The sequence below is a fragment of the Mycolicibacterium grossiae genome, from assembly GCF_008329645.1.
Classification (GTDB): Bacteria; Actinomycetota; Actinomycetes; order Mycobacteriales; family Mycobacteriaceae; genus Mycobacterium; species Mycobacterium grossiae.
Genome location: NZ_CP043474.1, coordinates 3,021,493 through 3,036,765, shown reverse-complemented (window position 1 = coordinate 3,036,765; position 15,273 = coordinate 3,021,493). Strand labels below are relative to the sequence as shown.

General features: G+C 70.8%; 14 protein-coding genes. All 14 read left to right on the top strand.

Translation table 11 applies throughout. The features are described from left to right. Positions 1 to 73: 73 nt before the first annotated feature. The 14 genes from FZ046_RS14515 to nuoN are packed head-to-tail and all read left to right on the top strand — an operon-like array spanning position 74 to position 15,265. A complete protein-coding gene (locus FZ046_RS14515; protein ID WP_070352405.1) occupies positions 74 to 448 on the top strand; it encodes an NADH-quinone oxidoreductase subunit A in 375 nt (124 codons plus the stop codon). Then, positions 439 to 996: a NuoB/complex I 20 kDa subunit family protein gene (locus FZ046_RS14510; RefSeq protein ID WP_070352406.1), complete on the top strand. Its 558-nt coding sequence runs from the start codon at positions 439 to 441 to the stop codon at positions 994 to 996. Before FZ046_RS14515 ends, FZ046_RS14510 begins: the two co-directional genes overlap by 10 nt. Beyond that, positions 993 to 1,670, top strand: coding sequence for an NADH-quinone oxidoreductase subunit C (locus FZ046_RS14505; RefSeq protein ID WP_070352407.1), 678 nt, complete (start codon positions 993 to 995; stop codon positions 1,668 to 1,670). Before FZ046_RS14510 ends, FZ046_RS14505 begins: the two co-directional genes overlap by 4 nt. Continuing rightward, complete coding sequence (nuoD, locus tag FZ046_RS14500; protein ID WP_070352408.1) at positions 1,670 to 2,974, top strand: NADH dehydrogenase (quinone) subunit D; 1,305 nt, start codon at positions 1,670 to 1,672, stop codon at positions 2,972 to 2,974. Before FZ046_RS14505 ends, nuoD begins: the two co-directional genes overlap by 1 nt. 58 nt (positions 2,975 to 3,032) lie before the next feature. Beyond that, a complete protein-coding gene (gene nuoE, locus FZ046_RS14495; protein WP_070352409.1) occupies positions 3,033 to 3,878 on the top strand; it encodes an NADH-quinone oxidoreductase subunit NuoE in 846 nt (281 codons plus the stop codon). Then, positions 3,875 to 5,188, top strand: a complete 1,314-nt coding sequence (gene nuoF, locus FZ046_RS14490) for an NADH-quinone oxidoreductase subunit NuoF (protein WP_070352410.1) — start codon at positions 3,875 to 3,877, stop codon at positions 5,186 to 5,188. The genes nuoE and nuoF overlap by 4 nt, the downstream gene beginning before the upstream one ends. A 44-nt stretch (positions 5,189 to 5,232) precedes the next feature. Beyond that, positions 5,233 to 7,542, top strand: a complete 2,310-nt coding sequence (locus tag FZ046_RS14485; protein WP_246183042.1) for an NADH-quinone oxidoreductase subunit G — start codon at positions 5,233 to 5,235, stop codon at positions 7,540 to 7,542. Continuing rightward, complete coding sequence (nuoH, locus tag FZ046_RS14480; RefSeq protein WP_070355251.1) at positions 7,539 to 8,768, top strand: NADH-quinone oxidoreductase subunit NuoH; 1,230 nt, start codon at positions 7,539 to 7,541, stop codon at positions 8,766 to 8,768. Before FZ046_RS14485 ends, nuoH begins: the two co-directional genes overlap by 4 nt. Further along, positions 8,755 to 9,276 carry an NADH-quinone oxidoreductase subunit NuoI gene (gene nuoI / locus FZ046_RS14475; protein WP_070355250.1) on the top strand — a complete coding sequence of 174 codons (522 nt, stop codon included), beginning with the start codon at positions 8,755 to 8,757 and terminating at the stop codon, positions 9,274 to 9,276. Before nuoH ends, nuoI begins: the two co-directional genes overlap by 14 nt. Beyond that, positions 9,273 to 9,959, top strand: coding sequence for an NADH-quinone oxidoreductase subunit J (locus FZ046_RS14470; RefSeq protein WP_070355249.1), 687 nt, complete (start codon positions 9,273 to 9,275; stop codon positions 9,957 to 9,959). The genes nuoI and FZ046_RS14470 overlap by 4 nt, the downstream gene beginning before the upstream one ends. Then, a complete protein-coding gene (nuoK, locus tag FZ046_RS14465) occupies positions 9,956 to 10,255 on the top strand; it encodes an NADH-quinone oxidoreductase subunit NuoK (protein WP_070355248.1) in 300 nt (99 codons plus the stop codon). Before FZ046_RS14470 ends, nuoK begins: the two co-directional genes overlap by 4 nt. Continuing rightward, positions 10,252 to 12,135: an NADH-quinone oxidoreductase subunit L gene (gene nuoL / locus FZ046_RS14460; RefSeq protein ID WP_070355257.1), complete on the top strand. Its 1,884-nt coding sequence runs from the start codon at positions 10,252 to 10,254 to the stop codon at positions 12,133 to 12,135. The genes nuoK and nuoL overlap by 4 nt, the downstream gene beginning before the upstream one ends. Next, on the top strand, positions 12,135 to 13,688 hold the full coding sequence (locus FZ046_RS14455; RefSeq protein WP_070355258.1) for an NADH-quinone oxidoreductase subunit M: 1,554 nt from the start codon (positions 12,135 to 12,137) through the stop codon (positions 13,686 to 13,688). Before nuoL ends, FZ046_RS14455 begins: the two co-directional genes overlap by 1 nt. Further along, complete coding sequence (gene nuoN / locus FZ046_RS14450; RefSeq protein ID WP_149484265.1) at positions 13,685 to 15,265, top strand: NADH-quinone oxidoreductase subunit NuoN; 1,581 nt, start codon at positions 13,685 to 13,687, stop codon at positions 15,263 to 15,265. Before FZ046_RS14455 ends, nuoN begins: the two co-directional genes overlap by 4 nt. Positions 15,266 to 15,273 lie beyond the last annotated feature (8 nt).

Below are 15,273 nucleotides of genomic sequence, written 5' to 3'. Positions count from 1 at the left end.
GGGCGATCCGTTAACGAGGCTAAGCTGTGTCGTAGCTCACATCGACAGCCCAACGAGGGAGCGACACGGCGGTATGAATTCCTACATACCCATCCTGGTCATCGGGGCGATCGCTGCGGTCTTCGCGGTCGGTTCGGTCGGCATCGCGGTCCTGATCGGCCCACGCCGCTACAACCGCGCGAAACTCGAGGCCTACGAGTGCGGCATCGAGCCGATCGATCCCCATTCGCCCAATGGGCAGGCCACCGGCCAGCGGTTCCCGGTCAAGTACTACCTGGTGGCGATGCTGTTCATCGTCTTCGACATCGAGATCGTCTTCCTCTACCCGTGGGCCGTGTCCTTCGATGCGCTCGGCCTCTTCGCGGTGATCGAGATGCTGCTGTTCATGCTCACGGTGTTCGTCGCCTACGCCTACGTGTGGCGGCGCGGGGGTCTGACGTGGGACTAGAGGAGAAGCTGCCCGGCGGCATCCTGCTGTCCACGGTGGAGAAGGTCGCGGGCTACGTCCGGAAGGGGTCGCTGTGGCCGGCCACCTTCGGCCTGGCGTGCTGCGCGATCGAGATGATGGCCACCGCTGGGCCTCGGTTCGACATCGCCCGGTTCGGCATGGAGCGATTCTCGGCCACCCCGCGCCAGGCCGACCTGATGATCGTCGCCGGTCGGGTCAGCCAGAAGATGGCCCCGGTCCTGCGACAGGTGTACGACCAGATGGCAGAGCCCAAATGGGTTCTCGCGATGGGGGTCTGCGCGTCCTCGGGCGGCATGTTCAACAACTACGCCGTGGTGCAGGGCGTCGACCACGTGGTGCCGGTCGACGTCTACCTCCCCGGCTGCCCGCCCCGCCCGGAGATGCTACTCAACGCGATCCTCGCCCTGCACGCCAAGATCGCCGAGATGCCGCTCGGCGTCCACCGTGCCGAGGTGGTCGCGGCCGCCGAGCAGGCCGCGCTCGCGTCCCGTCCCACCATCGAGTTCACCGGACTGCTGCGCCCATGACCGATACCGACGATCCGGACCGCGAGGTGATCGGCACGCGGCGCGGCATGTTCGGCGTGCGCGGCAGCGGTGACACGTCCGGCTACGGCCGCCTCGTCCGCGAGGTCGCCCTGCCCGGCAGCACGCCGCGGCCGTACGGCGGTTACTTCGACGAGGTGGTCGACGCGCTGGCCGCCGCACTCGGCGAGGAGACCTTCGCCGCCGCGGTCGAGCGCGTGGTGGTGTTCCGCGGCCAACTCGAGATCGAGGTGCGGCGGGCGCACCTGCGGACCGTGGCGCAGGCGTTGCGGGACGATCCGGCGTTGAGATTCGAGCTGTGCCTCGGGGTCTCGGGCGTGCACTACCCGGCCGACGCCGGCCGCGAACTGCATGCGGTGTACCCGCTGATGTCCATCACGCACAACCGCCGGCTGCGGGTCGAGGTGGCCGCCCCCGACGCCGACCCGCACATCCCCTCGCTGTACCCGGTGTACCCGACGACCGACTGGCACGAGCGCGAGACCTACGACTTCTTCGGCATCCTGTTCGACGGTCATCCCGCGCTGACGCGCATCGAGATGCCCGACGACTGGGTGGGCCACCCGCAGCGCAAGGACTATCCCCTCGGCGGCATCCCGGTGGAGTACCACGGCGCGAAGATCCCGCCGCCCGACGAGCGGAGGGCGTACCACTGATGACCGATCAGCGCGAGACCGTCGTGACCGTCGGCGGCGAGGATTGGGACGAGGTCGTCGCCGCCGCGCGCGACGCGGCGGACGCCGGTGACCGCATCGTCGTCAACATGGGCCCACAGCATCCCTCCACCCATGGCGTGCTGCGCCTCATCCTCGAGATCGAGGGCGAGACGATCACCGAGGCGCGCTGCGGAATCGGGTACCTGCACACCGGGATCGAGAAGAACCTCGAGTACCGCACCTGGACGCAGGGCGTCACGTTCGTCACCCGGATGGACTACCTCTCCCCCTTCTTCAACGAGACGGTGTACTGCCTCGGCGTCGAGGCCCTGCTCGGCGTCACCGACGACATCCCCGAACGCGCCACCGTCATCCGGGTGCTACTGATGGAACTCAACCGGATCTCCAGCCACCTGGTGGCGCTGGCCACCGGCGGCATGGAACTCGGCTCGATGTCGGCCATGTTCTTCGGGTTCCGGGAGCGCGAGCTGATCCTGTCGGTGTTCGAGACCATCACCGGGTTGCGGATGAACCACGCCTACGTCCGGCCCGGCGGGCTGGCCGCCGACCTGCCCGACGAAGCGCTGCCGCAGCTGCGCGAGCTGCTGGCGCTGCTGCCGAAGCGGTTGCGCGACATGGAGAATCTGCTCAACGAGAATTACATTTGGAAGGCGCGCACCGTCGGCGTCGGCTACCTCGACCTGACCGGGTGCATGGCGCTCGGCATCACCGGTCCGGTGCTGCGCTCCACCGGGCTGCCGCACGACCTCCGACGCGCCCAGCCGTATTGCGGCTACGAGCACTACGAGTTCGACGTCGTCACCGACGACCGGTGCGACTCCTACGGCCGCTACCTCATTCGGGTCAAGGAGATGCGGGAGTCGATCAAGATCGTCGAGCAGTGCCTGGACCGGCTGCGACCCGGTCCGGTGATGCTGACCGACCGCAAGCTCGCGTGGCCGGCCGACCTGACGCTCGGGCCCGACGGCCTGGGCAACTCCGGTGAGCACGTCGCGAAGATCATGGGCGGTTCGATGGAGGCGCTCATCCACCACTTCAAGCTCGTCACCGAGGGCATCCGGGTGCCCGCCGGCCAGGTGTACGTGGCCGTGGAGTCGCCGCGCGGCGAACTCGGCGTGCACATGGTCAGCGACGGTGGCACCCGCCCCTACCGCGTGCACTACCGCGACCCGTCGTTCACGAATCTGCAGGCGGTGGCGGCGATGTGCGAGGGCGGGATGGTCGCCGACGCGATCGCGGCGGTGGCGTCGATCGATCCGGTGATGGGTGGGGTGGACCGCTGATGAGCGCTCGCGCGAAGAGGAGACTTTTGATGAGCGCTCGCGCGAAGAGGAGACTCGTGTGACGGCGGTGGAATTGCGGCTCGGCCCCCGCCCCGACGAACCCGGGCCGCCCATCTCGCGAGGACCGCAGTCGTATTCGGTCGACGTCGTCGAGCGGCTGACTCGCGACGCCGCGCAGATCATCGGCCGGTACCCGCAGCCGCGGTCGGCGCTGCTGCCCCTGCTGCACCTGGTGCAGGCCGAGGACGGCTACCTCACCCCTGCCGGAATCGCCTTCTGCGGTGAGCGACTCGGGCTGAGCGCGGCCGAGGTGACGGCCGTCGCGACCTTCTACTCGATGTACCGGCGCACCCCCACCGGCGACTACCTGGTGGGCGTCTGCACGAACACGCTGTGCGCGGTGATGGGCGGTGACGCCATCCTCGACGCCCTGCAACAGCACCTGGGACTGCACGCCGGACAGACCACCGCCGACGGGCGGGTGACCCTCGAGCACGTCGAGTGCAACGCGGCGTGCGACTACGCCCCGGTGATGATGGTCAACTGGGAGTTCTTCGACGATCAGACGCCCGACTCCGCACGGGACGTGGTGGATGCGCTGCGCGACGGTCGTCCGGTGACCCCCACCCGGGGCGCGACGCTGTGCACGTTCCGCGAGACGGCCCGCATCCTCGCGGGGTTCCCCGATCAACGGCCCGGCGCCAACGACACTCTGCCCGGTGCGGCAACGCTCGCCGGGCTGACGGTGGCACGCGAGCACGGCATGACCGCACCCGAGCCCGGCGCCGCCACCGCGGCCGTCGATGCCCCGGACCAGGAGAAGATGGCTGCCGAGGCGGTGCGCGAGGAGCCCGCGCCCGCCCCATCGGCCGACGTGCCGCCGAGGAACGGCAGCCGCCCGTGACGCTCACCCCGGTCCTGAGCCGCTACTGGGACGAGCCGTCGTCCTGGACGCTGGACGCCTACCGCCGCCACGGCGGTTACGACGCGCTGACCACGGCGCTCGGCATGGCACCCGACGACGTCATCGCGCTGGTGAAGGAGTCCGGCCTGCGCGGCCGCGGCGGGGCGGGGTTCCCGACCGGGCAGAAGTGGTCGTTCATTCCGCAAGGCGCGGAGGGGGCGGCGGCCAAGCCGCACTACCTGGTGATCAATGCCGACGAGTCCGAGCCCGGGACGTGCAAGGACATGCCGCTGCTGCTGGCCACGCCGCACGTGCTGATCGAGGGCGCCATCGTCGCCGCCTACGCCATTCGCGCCCGGCACGCCTTCGTCTACGTGCGCGGCGAGGTGGTGCCGGTGCTGCGCCGCCTGCAGGCCGCGGTCGCGGAGGCCTACGCGGCGGGCTACCTCGGCCCGGACGTCGCCGGCTCCGGCGTCGGCCTGGATCTGGTGGTGCACGCCGGCGCGGGCGCCTACATCTGCGGCGAGGAGACCGCGCTGCTGGATTCGCTCGAGGGCCGGCGCGGCCAGCCCCGGCTGCGCCCGCCGTTCCCCGCGGTGGCCGGCCTGTACGCCTGCCCGACGGTCGTGAACAACGTCGAGTCGATCGCCAGCGTCCCCGCGGTGATCCGCGGTGGCGCCGAGTGGTTCCGGTCGATGGGATCGGAGAAGTCACCCGGGTTCACGCTGTACTCGCTGTCGGGGCACGTCACGCGGCCCGGCCAGTACGAGGCACCGTTGGGGGTCACGCTGCGCGAGCTGCTCGACCTCGCCGGCGGGGTCCGCGCCGGGCACCAGCTGAAGTTCTGGACCCCCGGCGGCTCGTCGACGCCACTGTTGACCGCCGAACACCTGGACGTGCCATTGGATTACGAGAACGTCGGCAAGGCCGGCTCGATGCTGGGCACCAAGGCGCTGCAGATCTTCGACGAGACCACGTGCGTGGTGCGGGCGGTGCGCCGCTGGACCGAGTTCTACGCCCACGAATCGTGTGGCAAGTGCACGCCGTGCCGGGAGGGCACCTACTGGCTCACCCAGATCTACGCCCGTCTGGAGGCCGGGAACGCCGACGCCTCGGACGTGGACACCCTGCTCGACGTGTCCGACGCCATCCTCGGCAAGTCGTTCTGCGCGCTCGGAGATGGCGCGGCGAGCCCGATCACGTCCTCGATTGCGCACTTTCGCGACGAGTACCTCGCGCACCTCGACGGCGGCTGCCCGTTCGACCCGCGCGCCGCGATGCTGGCCGCACCGGAAGGAGTGGGCGTGTGACGACCGCCGAGAACCAGCGGGCCGGTACCGCCGCCGAGGTGGAGATGGTGTCGCTGACCATCGACGACCACCGCATCAGCGTGCCGAAGGGCACGCTCGTGATCCGCGCGGCCGAGCTGATGGGCGTGCAGATCCCCCGGTTCTGCGATCATCCGCTGCTCGACCCGGTGGGCGCCTGCCGGCAGTGCCTCGTCGAGGTGGAGGGCCAGCGCAAGCCGCTCGCCTCCTGCACTACGACCGTGATGCCCGACATGGTGGTGCGCACGCAGCTGACGTCGGAGATCGCCGACCGCGCCCAGCACGGGGTGATGGAACTGCTTCTGATCAACCACCCGCTGGACTGCCCGGTCTGCGACAAGGGCGGCGAGTGCCCGCTGCAGAACCAGGCGATGTCGAACGGCCGCGCGGACAGCCGCTTCACCGACGTCAAGCGCACCTACCCGAAGCCGATCAACCTCTCCGCGCAGGTCCTGCTCGACCGGGAGCGCTGCGTGCTGTGCGCGCGCTGCACCCGATTCTCCGATCAGGTGGCGGGTGACCCGTTCATCGAGTTGTTGGAACGCGGTGCGCTGCAACAGGTCGGGATCGCGGCCGACGCGCCGTTCGACTCCTACTTCTCCGGCAACACGGTGCAGATCTGTCCCGTCGGCGCGCTCACCGGCACCGCCTACCGGTTCCGTGCCCGCCCATTCGACCTGGTCTCCACGCCCAGCGTCTGCGAGCACTGCGCGTCGGGCTGCGCGCAGCGCACCGACCACCGGCGCGGCCGGGTGCTGCGCCGCCTCGCCGGGGACGACCCCGAGGTCAACGAGGAGTGGAACTGCGACAAGGGGCGGTGGGCGTTCGCCTACGCCCGCCAGGGCGACCGCATCGCCACGCCGCTCATCCGTGACGCGCACGGCGGGCAGCGGCCCGCGTCGTGGTCGGAGGCCGTCGCCGTCGCGGTCCGTGGGCTCCAGGCCGCCGGCGCCCGCACGGGCGTGCTGGTCGGCGGCCGCGTCACCGTCGAGGACGCCTACGCGTACGCGAAGTTCACGCGAATCGTCCTCGGCAGCAACGACATCGACTTCCGCAGCCGCGCCCACTGCGCCGAGGAGGCCGCCTTTCTGGCCGCCGCGGTCGCCGGCCGCACCATGGCGGTCACCTACGCCGACCTCGAGGCGGCGCCCGCGGTGCTGCTCGTCGGGCTCGAGCCCGAGGAGGAGTCGCCGATCGTCTTCCTGCGGCTACGCAAGGCCGTCCGCAAGCACGGGCTCGCGGTCATCTCGGTCGCCCCGTTCGCGTCCCGCGGTCTGCGCAAGCTCGACGGCACCCTCGTCGCCGCCGTCCCCGGCGGTGAGGCCGAGGCCCTCGACGCCCTCGGGCCGGAGCTGACGCCGGGCACGGTGATCCTCGTCGGTGAGCGGCTCGCCACGTCACCGGGTGCGTACTCGGCGGTGCTGCGCGCCGCCGCGACCGCCGGCGCGCGGGTGGGCTGGGTCCCGCGCCGTGCCGGGGACCGGGGGGCGCTCGAAGCGGGCGCGCTGCCCACGCTGCTGCCGGGCGGTCGGCCGCTGGCCGACCCGGACGCCCGCGCCGAGGTCGCCGCCGCCTGGCACGTCGACGCCCTGCCGGACGCCGAGGGCCGCGACACCTCCGGCATCCTGGCCGCCGCCCTCGACGGGGAGCTGGGCGCGCTGCTCGTCGGCGGCGTGGACGTCGCCGATCTACCCGACCCGGCGGCGGCGCTCGCCGCCGTCGACGCCGCCGGGTTCGTCGTCAGCCTCGAACTGCGGCACAGTGCCGTCAGCGACCGCGCCGACGTGGTGTTTCCCGTGGCGCCGGTCGCGGAGAAGGCCGGCGCCTTCGTCGACTGGGAGGGCCGGCTGCGACCGTTCGGTCCCGCGCTGCCGCCGGAGGCCACCGCCGACATGCGCGTGCTGGCGGCGCTCGCCGACGAATTCGGCGTCGACCTCGCACTGCCCGACACCGCCGCGGCCCGCGCCGAACTCATCGGCCTCGGCGCCTGGCAGGGCACCCCAGCCCCGGCACCGGACCTGCCCGCCGCGCCACCCCCGGCGCCAGAACCCGGCACCGCGGTGCTCGCCGGCTGGCGGATGCTGCTCGACCACGGCCGGCTGCAGGACGGCGAGCCGCACCTGGCGGGCACCGCCCGCCCCCCGGTGGTGCGGCTGTCGGCCGCGACGGCTGCCGCGATCGGCGCCGGCGACGGTGACCGGGTGCTGGTGGGCGGCTCGGTGCCGCTGCCGCTGGAGGTCACCGAGATGCCCGACGGCGTCGTGTGGGTGCCGCTGGGCACGCTGACCGCCGAGATGGGGTCGCTCGTCGCGATCGCGCGGGCGGAGATGCCGTGAACTACCCGACGCTGGACTCCTTCGGTCACGATCCGTGGTGGCTGGTGCTCGCGAAGGCGCTGGGCGTCTTCGTGTTCTGCGTCCTGACGGTGCTCGTCGCCATCCTCGTCGAGCGAAAAGTGCTGGGCCGCATGCAGATGCGGTACGGTCCCAACCGGGTCGGCCCGTTCGGCCTGCTGCAGAGCCTCGCCGACGGCGTCAAGCTCGCCCTCAAGGAGGGCCTGATCCCGGCGGGCGTCGACAAGCCGATCTACCTGCTGGCACCGGTGATCGCGGTGGTCCCGGCGATCATGGCGTTCGCGGTCATCCCGCTCGGCGGCATGGTCAGCGTGTTCGGTCACCGCACCCCGCTGCAGCTGACCGATCTGCCCGTCGCCGTGCTGTACGTCCTGGCCGTCACGTCGATCGGCGTCTACGGCATCGTGCTGGCGGGCTGGGCGTCGGGATCGGTCTACCCACTGCTGGGAGGGCTACGGTCGAGCGCCCAGGTGATCAGTTACGAGATCGCGATGGCGCTGTCGTTCGCCGCGGTCTTCCTGTACGCGGGCACCATGTCGACCTCGGAGATCGTCGCCGCCCAGCAGGGGCTCTGGTACGTGTTCCTGCTGCTGCCGTCGTTCCTCGTCTACGTCACCGCGATGGTCGGCGAGACCAACCGCGCGCCCTTCGACCTGCCGGAGGCCGAGGGTGAACTCGTCGGCGGCTTTCACACCGAGTACTCGTCGCTGAAGTTCGCGATGTTCATGCTGGCCGAATACGTCAACATGACCACGGTCTCGGCCCTGGCCACCACGCTGTTCCTCGGCGGTTGGCAGGCGCCGTGGCCGATCAGCCTCATCGACGGCGCCAACTCCGGATGGTGGCCGCTGCTGTGGTTCGTGGCCAAGGTGTGGGCATTCATGTTCGTCTTCATGTGGCTGCGCGCCACGCTGCCTCGGCTGCGCTACGACCAGTTCATGGGGCTGGGCTGGAAGGCCCTGATCCCGCTGTCCCTGGTCTGGATCATGACGGTCGCGGTGGTCCGGACCCTGCGCGCGCAGGGGTACGGCGGGTGGGCCGCCACCCTGGTCGTGGCCTCCGCGGCGGTCGGCGTCGCCGTGGTCGCCGTGCTGTGGAAGGTCCTGCGCCGCAGGCGCCTTCGCCACCCCGACGGCCCGGCGCCGGACTCCGGCGACTTCCCGGTCCCCCCGATCCCCGCCAAGGAGGTCAGCCATGCGGTTCGTTGATGCGGTCGCCGGTTTCGGCGTCACGTTCGGCACGATGTTCAAGAAGCCGGTGACCGAGGAGTATCCGGAGAAACCGGGCCCCACCGCGCGGCGGTACCACGGCAGGCATCAACTCAACCGGTACGCCGACGGGCTGGAGAAGTGCATCGGCTGCGAACTGTGTGCGTGGGCCTGCCCCGCCGACGCCATCTTCGTCGAGGGCGCCGACAACACCGACGCCGAGCGGTTCTCGCCCGGGGAACGCTACGGCCGCGTCTACCAGATCAACTACCTGCGCTGCATCGGTTGCGGGCTGTGCATCGAAGCGTGCCCCACCCGCGCCCTGACCATGACCAACGACTACGAGCTGGCCGACGACAACCGCTCCGACCTCATCTACGGCAAGGACCGGCTGCTCGCACCGCTCACGTCCGACATGACGGCACCGCCGCACGCCATGGCCGAGGGCAGCACCGACGAGGACTACTACCGCGGCCACGTCGGCGCGGACGGGTTGACGGTCCGGTGACCGGCGAGGCGGTGCTGTTCTGGGTCCTCGCCACGCTAGCCGTCGTCGCCGCCGTCGCCATGGTCGCGGCGCCCAAGGCCGTGTACTCCGCGATGTTCCTGGCCTGCACCATGATCGTCCTCGCGGTGCTCTACATCGCCCAGGGCGCCGTGTTCCTCGGTGTCGTCCAGATCGTCGTCTACACCGGCGCGGTGATGATGCTGTTCCTGTTCGTGCTCATGCTGATCGGGGTGGACTCGGCCGACTCTCTCACCGAGACCATCCGCGGGCAGCGCCGGGCGGCGATCGTCGCGGGGGTCGGCTTCGGCGTCGTGCTCATCGCCGGCATCGGCAGCGTCGCCACGCAGGGCGTCAGCGGCCCCACGCCGTCGGCCAACGACAACGTCTCCGGGCTCGCGGAACTCATCTTCGTGCGCTACCTGTGGGCGTTCGAACTGACCAGCGCCCTGCTGATCACCGCGGCGCTCGGCGCCATGGTGCTCGCGCACCGCGAACGCATCGGCCGCCGCAAGACCCAGCGCGAACTCGCCATCGAGCGGTTCGCCGGCGCGCACCCGACGCCGATGCCGAACCCCGGCGTGTACGCCCGGCACAACGCCGTGGACATGGCCGCGCGACTGCCCGACGGGTCGGACTCCGAGCTGTCGGTGAGTGCCATGCTGACCCCGAGGACGCAGCGGTGAGGCCCGACGCCTACCTCTACCTGTCGGTGCTGCTGTTCAGCATCGGTGCGGCCGGAGTCCTGTTGCGGCGCAACGCCATCGTCATGTTCATGTGCGTCGAGCTGATGCTCAACGCCGCAAACCTCGCGTTCGTGACGTTCTCCCGGATGCACGGCCACCTCGACGGTCAGGTGGTGGCGTTCTTCACGATGGTGGTCGCCGCCTGCGAGGTCGTCGTGGGCCTGGCGATCATCATGGCGATCTTCCGCACCCGGCGCTCGGCGTCGGTCGACGCGGCGAACCTGCTGAGGCACTGATGCTCCCGGTGTGGCTGCTCATCGCGCTCCCCCTGGCCGGGGCGGTGGTCCTGCTGCTCGGCGGCCGCCGCACCGACGCGTGGGGCCACCTGCTGGGCACCGCGACCGCCGTCGCGGCGTTCGCGGTCGGCGTGACGCAGTGGGTGCACCTGCTCGGCCGCGGCGCCGAGGAGCGGACGGTGTCGGAGACGCTGTTCTCCTGGGTGCCGGTCGGCGCCCTGCAGGTCGACTTCGGTCTTCGGCTGGATCAGCTGTCGGTGTGCTTCGTGCTGCTCATCACCGGCGTCGGCTCGCTCATCCACGTCTACTCGATCGGGTACATGGCGCACGACCCAGGGCGTCGCCGCTTCTTCGCCTACCTCAACCTGTTCGTCGCCGCGATGCTGCTGCTGGTACTCGCCGACAACTACCTCGGCCTCTACGTCGGGTGGGAGGGCGTCGGGTTGGCGTCCTACCTGTTGATCGGGTTCTGGTCGCACAAGCCGTCGGCTGCGACGGCGGCCAAGAAGGCCTTCGTCGTCAACCGCGTCGGCGACATCGGACTCGCCGTGGCGCTGATGGTGATGGTCGCCGAGGCCGGCACGGTCTCCTACGACGGAGTGTTCGCCGCCGCCGGGGAGATGTCGGGCGGGGCCGTCACTGCGATCGGTCTGCTGCTGCTGCTCGCCGCGTGCGGCAAGTCGGCGCAGGTGCCGCTGCAGTCGTGGCTCGGCGACGCCATGGAGGGCCCCACCCCGGTGTCGGCGCTGATCCACGCGGCCACCATGGTGACCGCCGGGGTGTACCTGATCGTGCGGTCCGGCCCGGTCTACGACCTCGCGCCGGCGGCCCGCACCGCGGTCGTGGTGGTGGGTGCGGTCACGCTGCTGTTCGGCGCCGTCATCGGCTGCGCGAAGGACGACGTGAAGAAGGCCCTGGCCGCATCCACGATGAGCCAGATCGGCTACATGGTGCTCGCCGCCGGGCTCGGGCCCGCCGGGTATGCCCTCGCGATCCTGCACCTGCTGACGCACGGCTTCTTCAAGGCGGGCCTGTTCCTCGGCGCCGGCTCGGTGATGCACGCCATGGACGACGAGACCGACATGCGCCGCCACGGCGGTCTGCGCCGGTATCTGCCCATCACGTTCGCGACGTTCGGGCTGGGCTACCTCGCCATCATCGGCGTGCCGCCGCTGTCGGGCTTCTTCTCCAAGGACCCGATCATCGAGACCGCCTTCGCCGCAGGGGGTGTCACGGGCTGGCTACTGGGCGGCGCGACGTTGCTCGGAGCAGGCATCACCGCGTTCTACATGACCCGCGTCATGGTGCTGACGTTCTTCGGCGCGCCGCGCTGGCGGCCCTTCACCCACCCGCAAGAGGCGCCGGCCGTCATGACCGCGCCGATGATCGCGCTCGCGGTCGGCTCGGTCGGCGCCGGGGGGCTGCTGGCCGTCGGCGGGACGCTCGCGCACTGGCTGGAACCGGTCGTCGGCGCGCACGAGGCCCACCACGCGATGCCGGTGTGGGTCAGCACCGCCCTGACCCTCGGCGTCGTCGCCGTCGGCGTGCTCGTCGCCGTGCGGATGTACGCCCGGCGGCCGGTGCCGGTGACCGCACCCACCGACGTCTCCGCGCTGACGGTCGCGGCCCGGCGCGACCTCTACGCCGATGCCGTCAACGAGGAACTCCTGATGCGCCCGGGACAGCTGCTCACCGCCGGTCTGATGGAGATCGACGACGAGGGCATCGACGGGGTGTCCCGTGGGCTGGGCGCCGCCGTCGGCTCGGCGTCGCGGCGACTCGGCCTGCTGCAGACGGGATTCGCGCGCAGCTACGCGCTCTCCATGTTGGGTGGCGCCACCCTGGTGGTGGCCCTGATCCTGGCGGTGCGGGTGTGGTGATGCCCTGGTTGACGATCCTGTGGGCGGTGCCGATGCTCGGCGCCGTCGCGGTGCTGCTGCTGCCCGCCGCCGCACGGCATCTGGCGAAGTACGCCGCGCTGACGGTCGCGCTGGCCGTCCTGGCGGTCGCCGTGCTGCTCGCCGTGCGGTTCGACCCGGCCGGTGCGCAGTACCAGTTCGTCGAGGACCACCCGTGGATTCCCTCCTTCGGCACCGGTTACGTACTGGGCGTCGACGGCATCGCCCTGGCCCTGGTGGTGCTGACCGCCGTGCTGGTGCCGTTGCTGATCGTCGCGGGGTGGCTCGACGGCGGCGAACGGGCGCGCTCGGTGCACACCTACCTGGCGCTGACGCTGGCCGTCGAGGGCATGGTGCTCATCTCGCTGACCGCGCTCGACGTGCTGCTGTTCTACGTGTTCTTCGAGGCGATGCTGATCCCGATGTACTTCCTGATCGGCGGCTTCGGCGGCGGTCCGGCGCAGGCCCGCTCGAAGGCGGCCGTGAAGTTCCTGCTGTACAACCTCTTCGGCGGCCTCATCATGCTCGCCGCGGTCATCGGTCTCTACGTCGCGACGGCCGGCAGCACCGCCTTCGCGGCCGGCACGTTCGACGTCCGGGCCATCGCGGCGGCGGTGTCGAGCGGCGCCTTCGTCATCGACCCCGCCGTGATGAACCTGCTGTTCGGCGGCTTCCTGTTCGCGTTCGCGATCAAGGCGCCGCTGTGGCCGCTGCACCGCTGGCTGCCCGACGCCGCGGTGGAGTCGACGCCCGCCACCGCGGTGCTGATGATGGCGGTCGTCGACAAGGTCGGCACGTTCGGCATGCTCCGGTACTGCCTGCAGTTGTTCCCGGATGCGTCGCTGACGTTCCGGCCGCTGGTGATCACGCTGGCGGTGATCGGCATCGTGTACGGCGCCGTCGTCGCGATCGGCCAGACCGACGTCATGCGCCTCATCGCCTACACGTCGATCTCGCACTTCGGCTTCATCATCCTCGGCATCTTCGCGATGACCAGCCAGGGACAGACGGGCTCCACGCTGTACATGGTCAACCACGGCATCTCCACCGCGGCGCTGTTCCTCATCGCCGGCTTCCTGGTGTCGCGGCGCGGGACCCGGGCGATCGACGCGTTCGGCGGGGTGCAGCGGGTGGCCCCCGTGCTGGCCGGGACGTTCCTCGTCGCCGGTCTGGCGACGCTGTCGCTGCCCGGTCTCGCACCGTTCGTCAGCGAATTCCTGGTCCTGGTCGGCACGTTCACCCGCTACCCGGTCTTAGCGGTGTTCGCAGCATTGGCCCTGGTGCTCTCCGCGGTGTACGTGCTGTGGGCGTATCAGCGGATGATGACCGGACCGGTGACCGAGGGCAACGAGTCGCTGCGCGACCTCGTCCCGCGCGAACTGGCCGTCGTCGCGCCGCTGCTGGTGCTGCTCCTGGTCCTGGGCATCTACCCCAAACCCGCGCTGGACGTCATAGACCCGGCGGTCGGGCACACGCTCGTCACGATCGGTGAACGGGACCCCGCGCCCCGGATCGCGGAAGGCGGCCGACAGTGACCCTCGCGCCACCCACCGTCGAATACGGCCTCCTCGCACCGCTGCTCCTGGTGTTCGGCGCCGCCGTCGTCGGCGTCCTCGTCGAGGCGTTCTGCCCGCGCGGCGTGCGCTACCGCATTCAGCTGGCGGTGACGGTCGTCGCGCAGCTGGCCGCGCTCATCGCGACCGTCGGCGTCTGGATCGACCTGCGCGGCACGGACGGGCGCATCGCCGTGATGGGCTCGGTCGCCGTCGACCGGCCCGCGGTGTTCCTGCAGGGCACGATCCTGGTGATCGGCGTGCTGAGCACGCTGCTGATGGCCGAGCGGCAGTCGGTCCGGCACGCGGTGGCCGGCGCCGCGCGTGCCCGCGGTCTGGACGCCTTCACCCCGCAGGCGTCCGCGGTGCCGGGCAGCCTCGCCGAGAAGCAGTCCACCGCAGCGGGTCTGGTGCAGACCGAGGTGTTCCCGCTGACCCTCTTCGCCGTGGGCGGCATGATGCTATTCACCGGGTCCGAGGACCTGCTGACGATGTTCGTCGCCCTCGAGGTGTTCTCGCTGCCGCTGTACCTGATGTGCGGTCTCGCGCGGCGGCGCCGCCTGCTGTCCCAGGAGGCAGCGCTCAAGTACTTCCTGCTCGGCGCCTTTTCCTCGGCGTTCTTCCTCTACGGCATCGCCCTGCTGTACGGCTATTCGGGCGGCCTGAGCCTCGCGGGCATCGCCGCCGCCGTCGACGCAGACACCGGCAACGCCGGCCTCGCGCTGGTCGGCATGGGACTGCTGTCGGTCGGCGTCCTGTTCAAAGTCGGTGCCGTGCCGTTTCATTCGTGGATTCCCGACGTCTACCAGGGTGCGCCCACCCCGGTGACGGCGTTCATGGCGGCGGCCACCAAGGTCGCGGCCTTCGGTGCGACGCTACGCATCGTGTACGTGGCCCTGCCCGGGATGGCGGCCGATTGGCGGCCGCTGCTGTGGGCGGTGGCGATCCTGACGATGGTGGTCGGCACCGTCACCGCGGTGTCGCAGACCGACGTCAAGCGCATGCTCGCCTACTCCTCGGTGGCGCATGCCGGCTTCATCCTCACCGGCGTGATCGCCCTGAACGGCAACGGCCTGTCCGCCACGCTGTTCTACCTCGCCGCCTACGGCATCAGCACCCTGGGCGCCTTCGCCGTCGTCAGCGTCGTGCGCACCGTCGACGGCGACGAGGAGACCGACATGACGCGGTGGGCCGGCCTCGGCCGACGCCATCCGCTGGTCGGTGCGGTGTTCTCGCTGTTCCTGCTGGCATTCGCCGGCATTCCCCTCACCAGCGGCTTCGTCGGCAAGTTCGCGGTGTTCAAGGCCGTCGCCGAGGGCGGCGCGGCGCCGCTGGTGGTCGTCGGGGTGTGTGCGAGCGCCGTCGCCGCCTACTTCTACGTGCGGGTGATCGTGCTGATGTTCTTCACCGATCCACCCGACGACGGGCCGACCGTAGTCGTACCGAGCGCGCTCAGCACGGCCACCGTCACGCTCAGCGCCGCGGTCACCCTGGGCCTTGGCGCACTGCCGCAACCGCTGCTCGACCTGGCCGATGCCGCCGGAGCGTTCGTGCGCTAGCGTGCCGG

Excerpts from the sequence above, each read along its gene's own strand:
- FZ046_RS14515 (WP_070352405.1), top strand. The coding sequence starts at position 74 with ATGAATTCCTACATACCCATCCTGGTCATCGGGGCGATCGCTGCGGTC.
- FZ046_RS14505 (WP_070352407.1), top strand. The coding sequence starts at position 993 with ATGACCGATACCGACGATCCGGACCGCGAGGTGATCGGCACGCGGCGC.
- nuoD (WP_070352408.1), top strand. The coding sequence starts at position 1,670 with ATGACCGATCAGCGCGAGACCGTCGTGACCGTCGGCGGCGAGGATTGG.
- FZ046_RS14485 (WP_246183042.1), top strand. The coding sequence starts at position 5,233 with ATGGTGTCGCTGACCATCGACGACCACCGCATCAGCGTGCCGAAGGGC.
- nuoI (WP_070355250.1), top strand. The coding sequence starts at position 8,755 with ATGCGGTTCGTTGATGCGGTCGCCGGTTTCGGCGTCACGTTCGGCACG.
- FZ046_RS14455 (WP_070355258.1), top strand. The coding sequence starts at position 12,135 with ATGCCCTGGTTGACGATCCTGTGGGCGGTGCCGATGCTCGGCGCCGTC.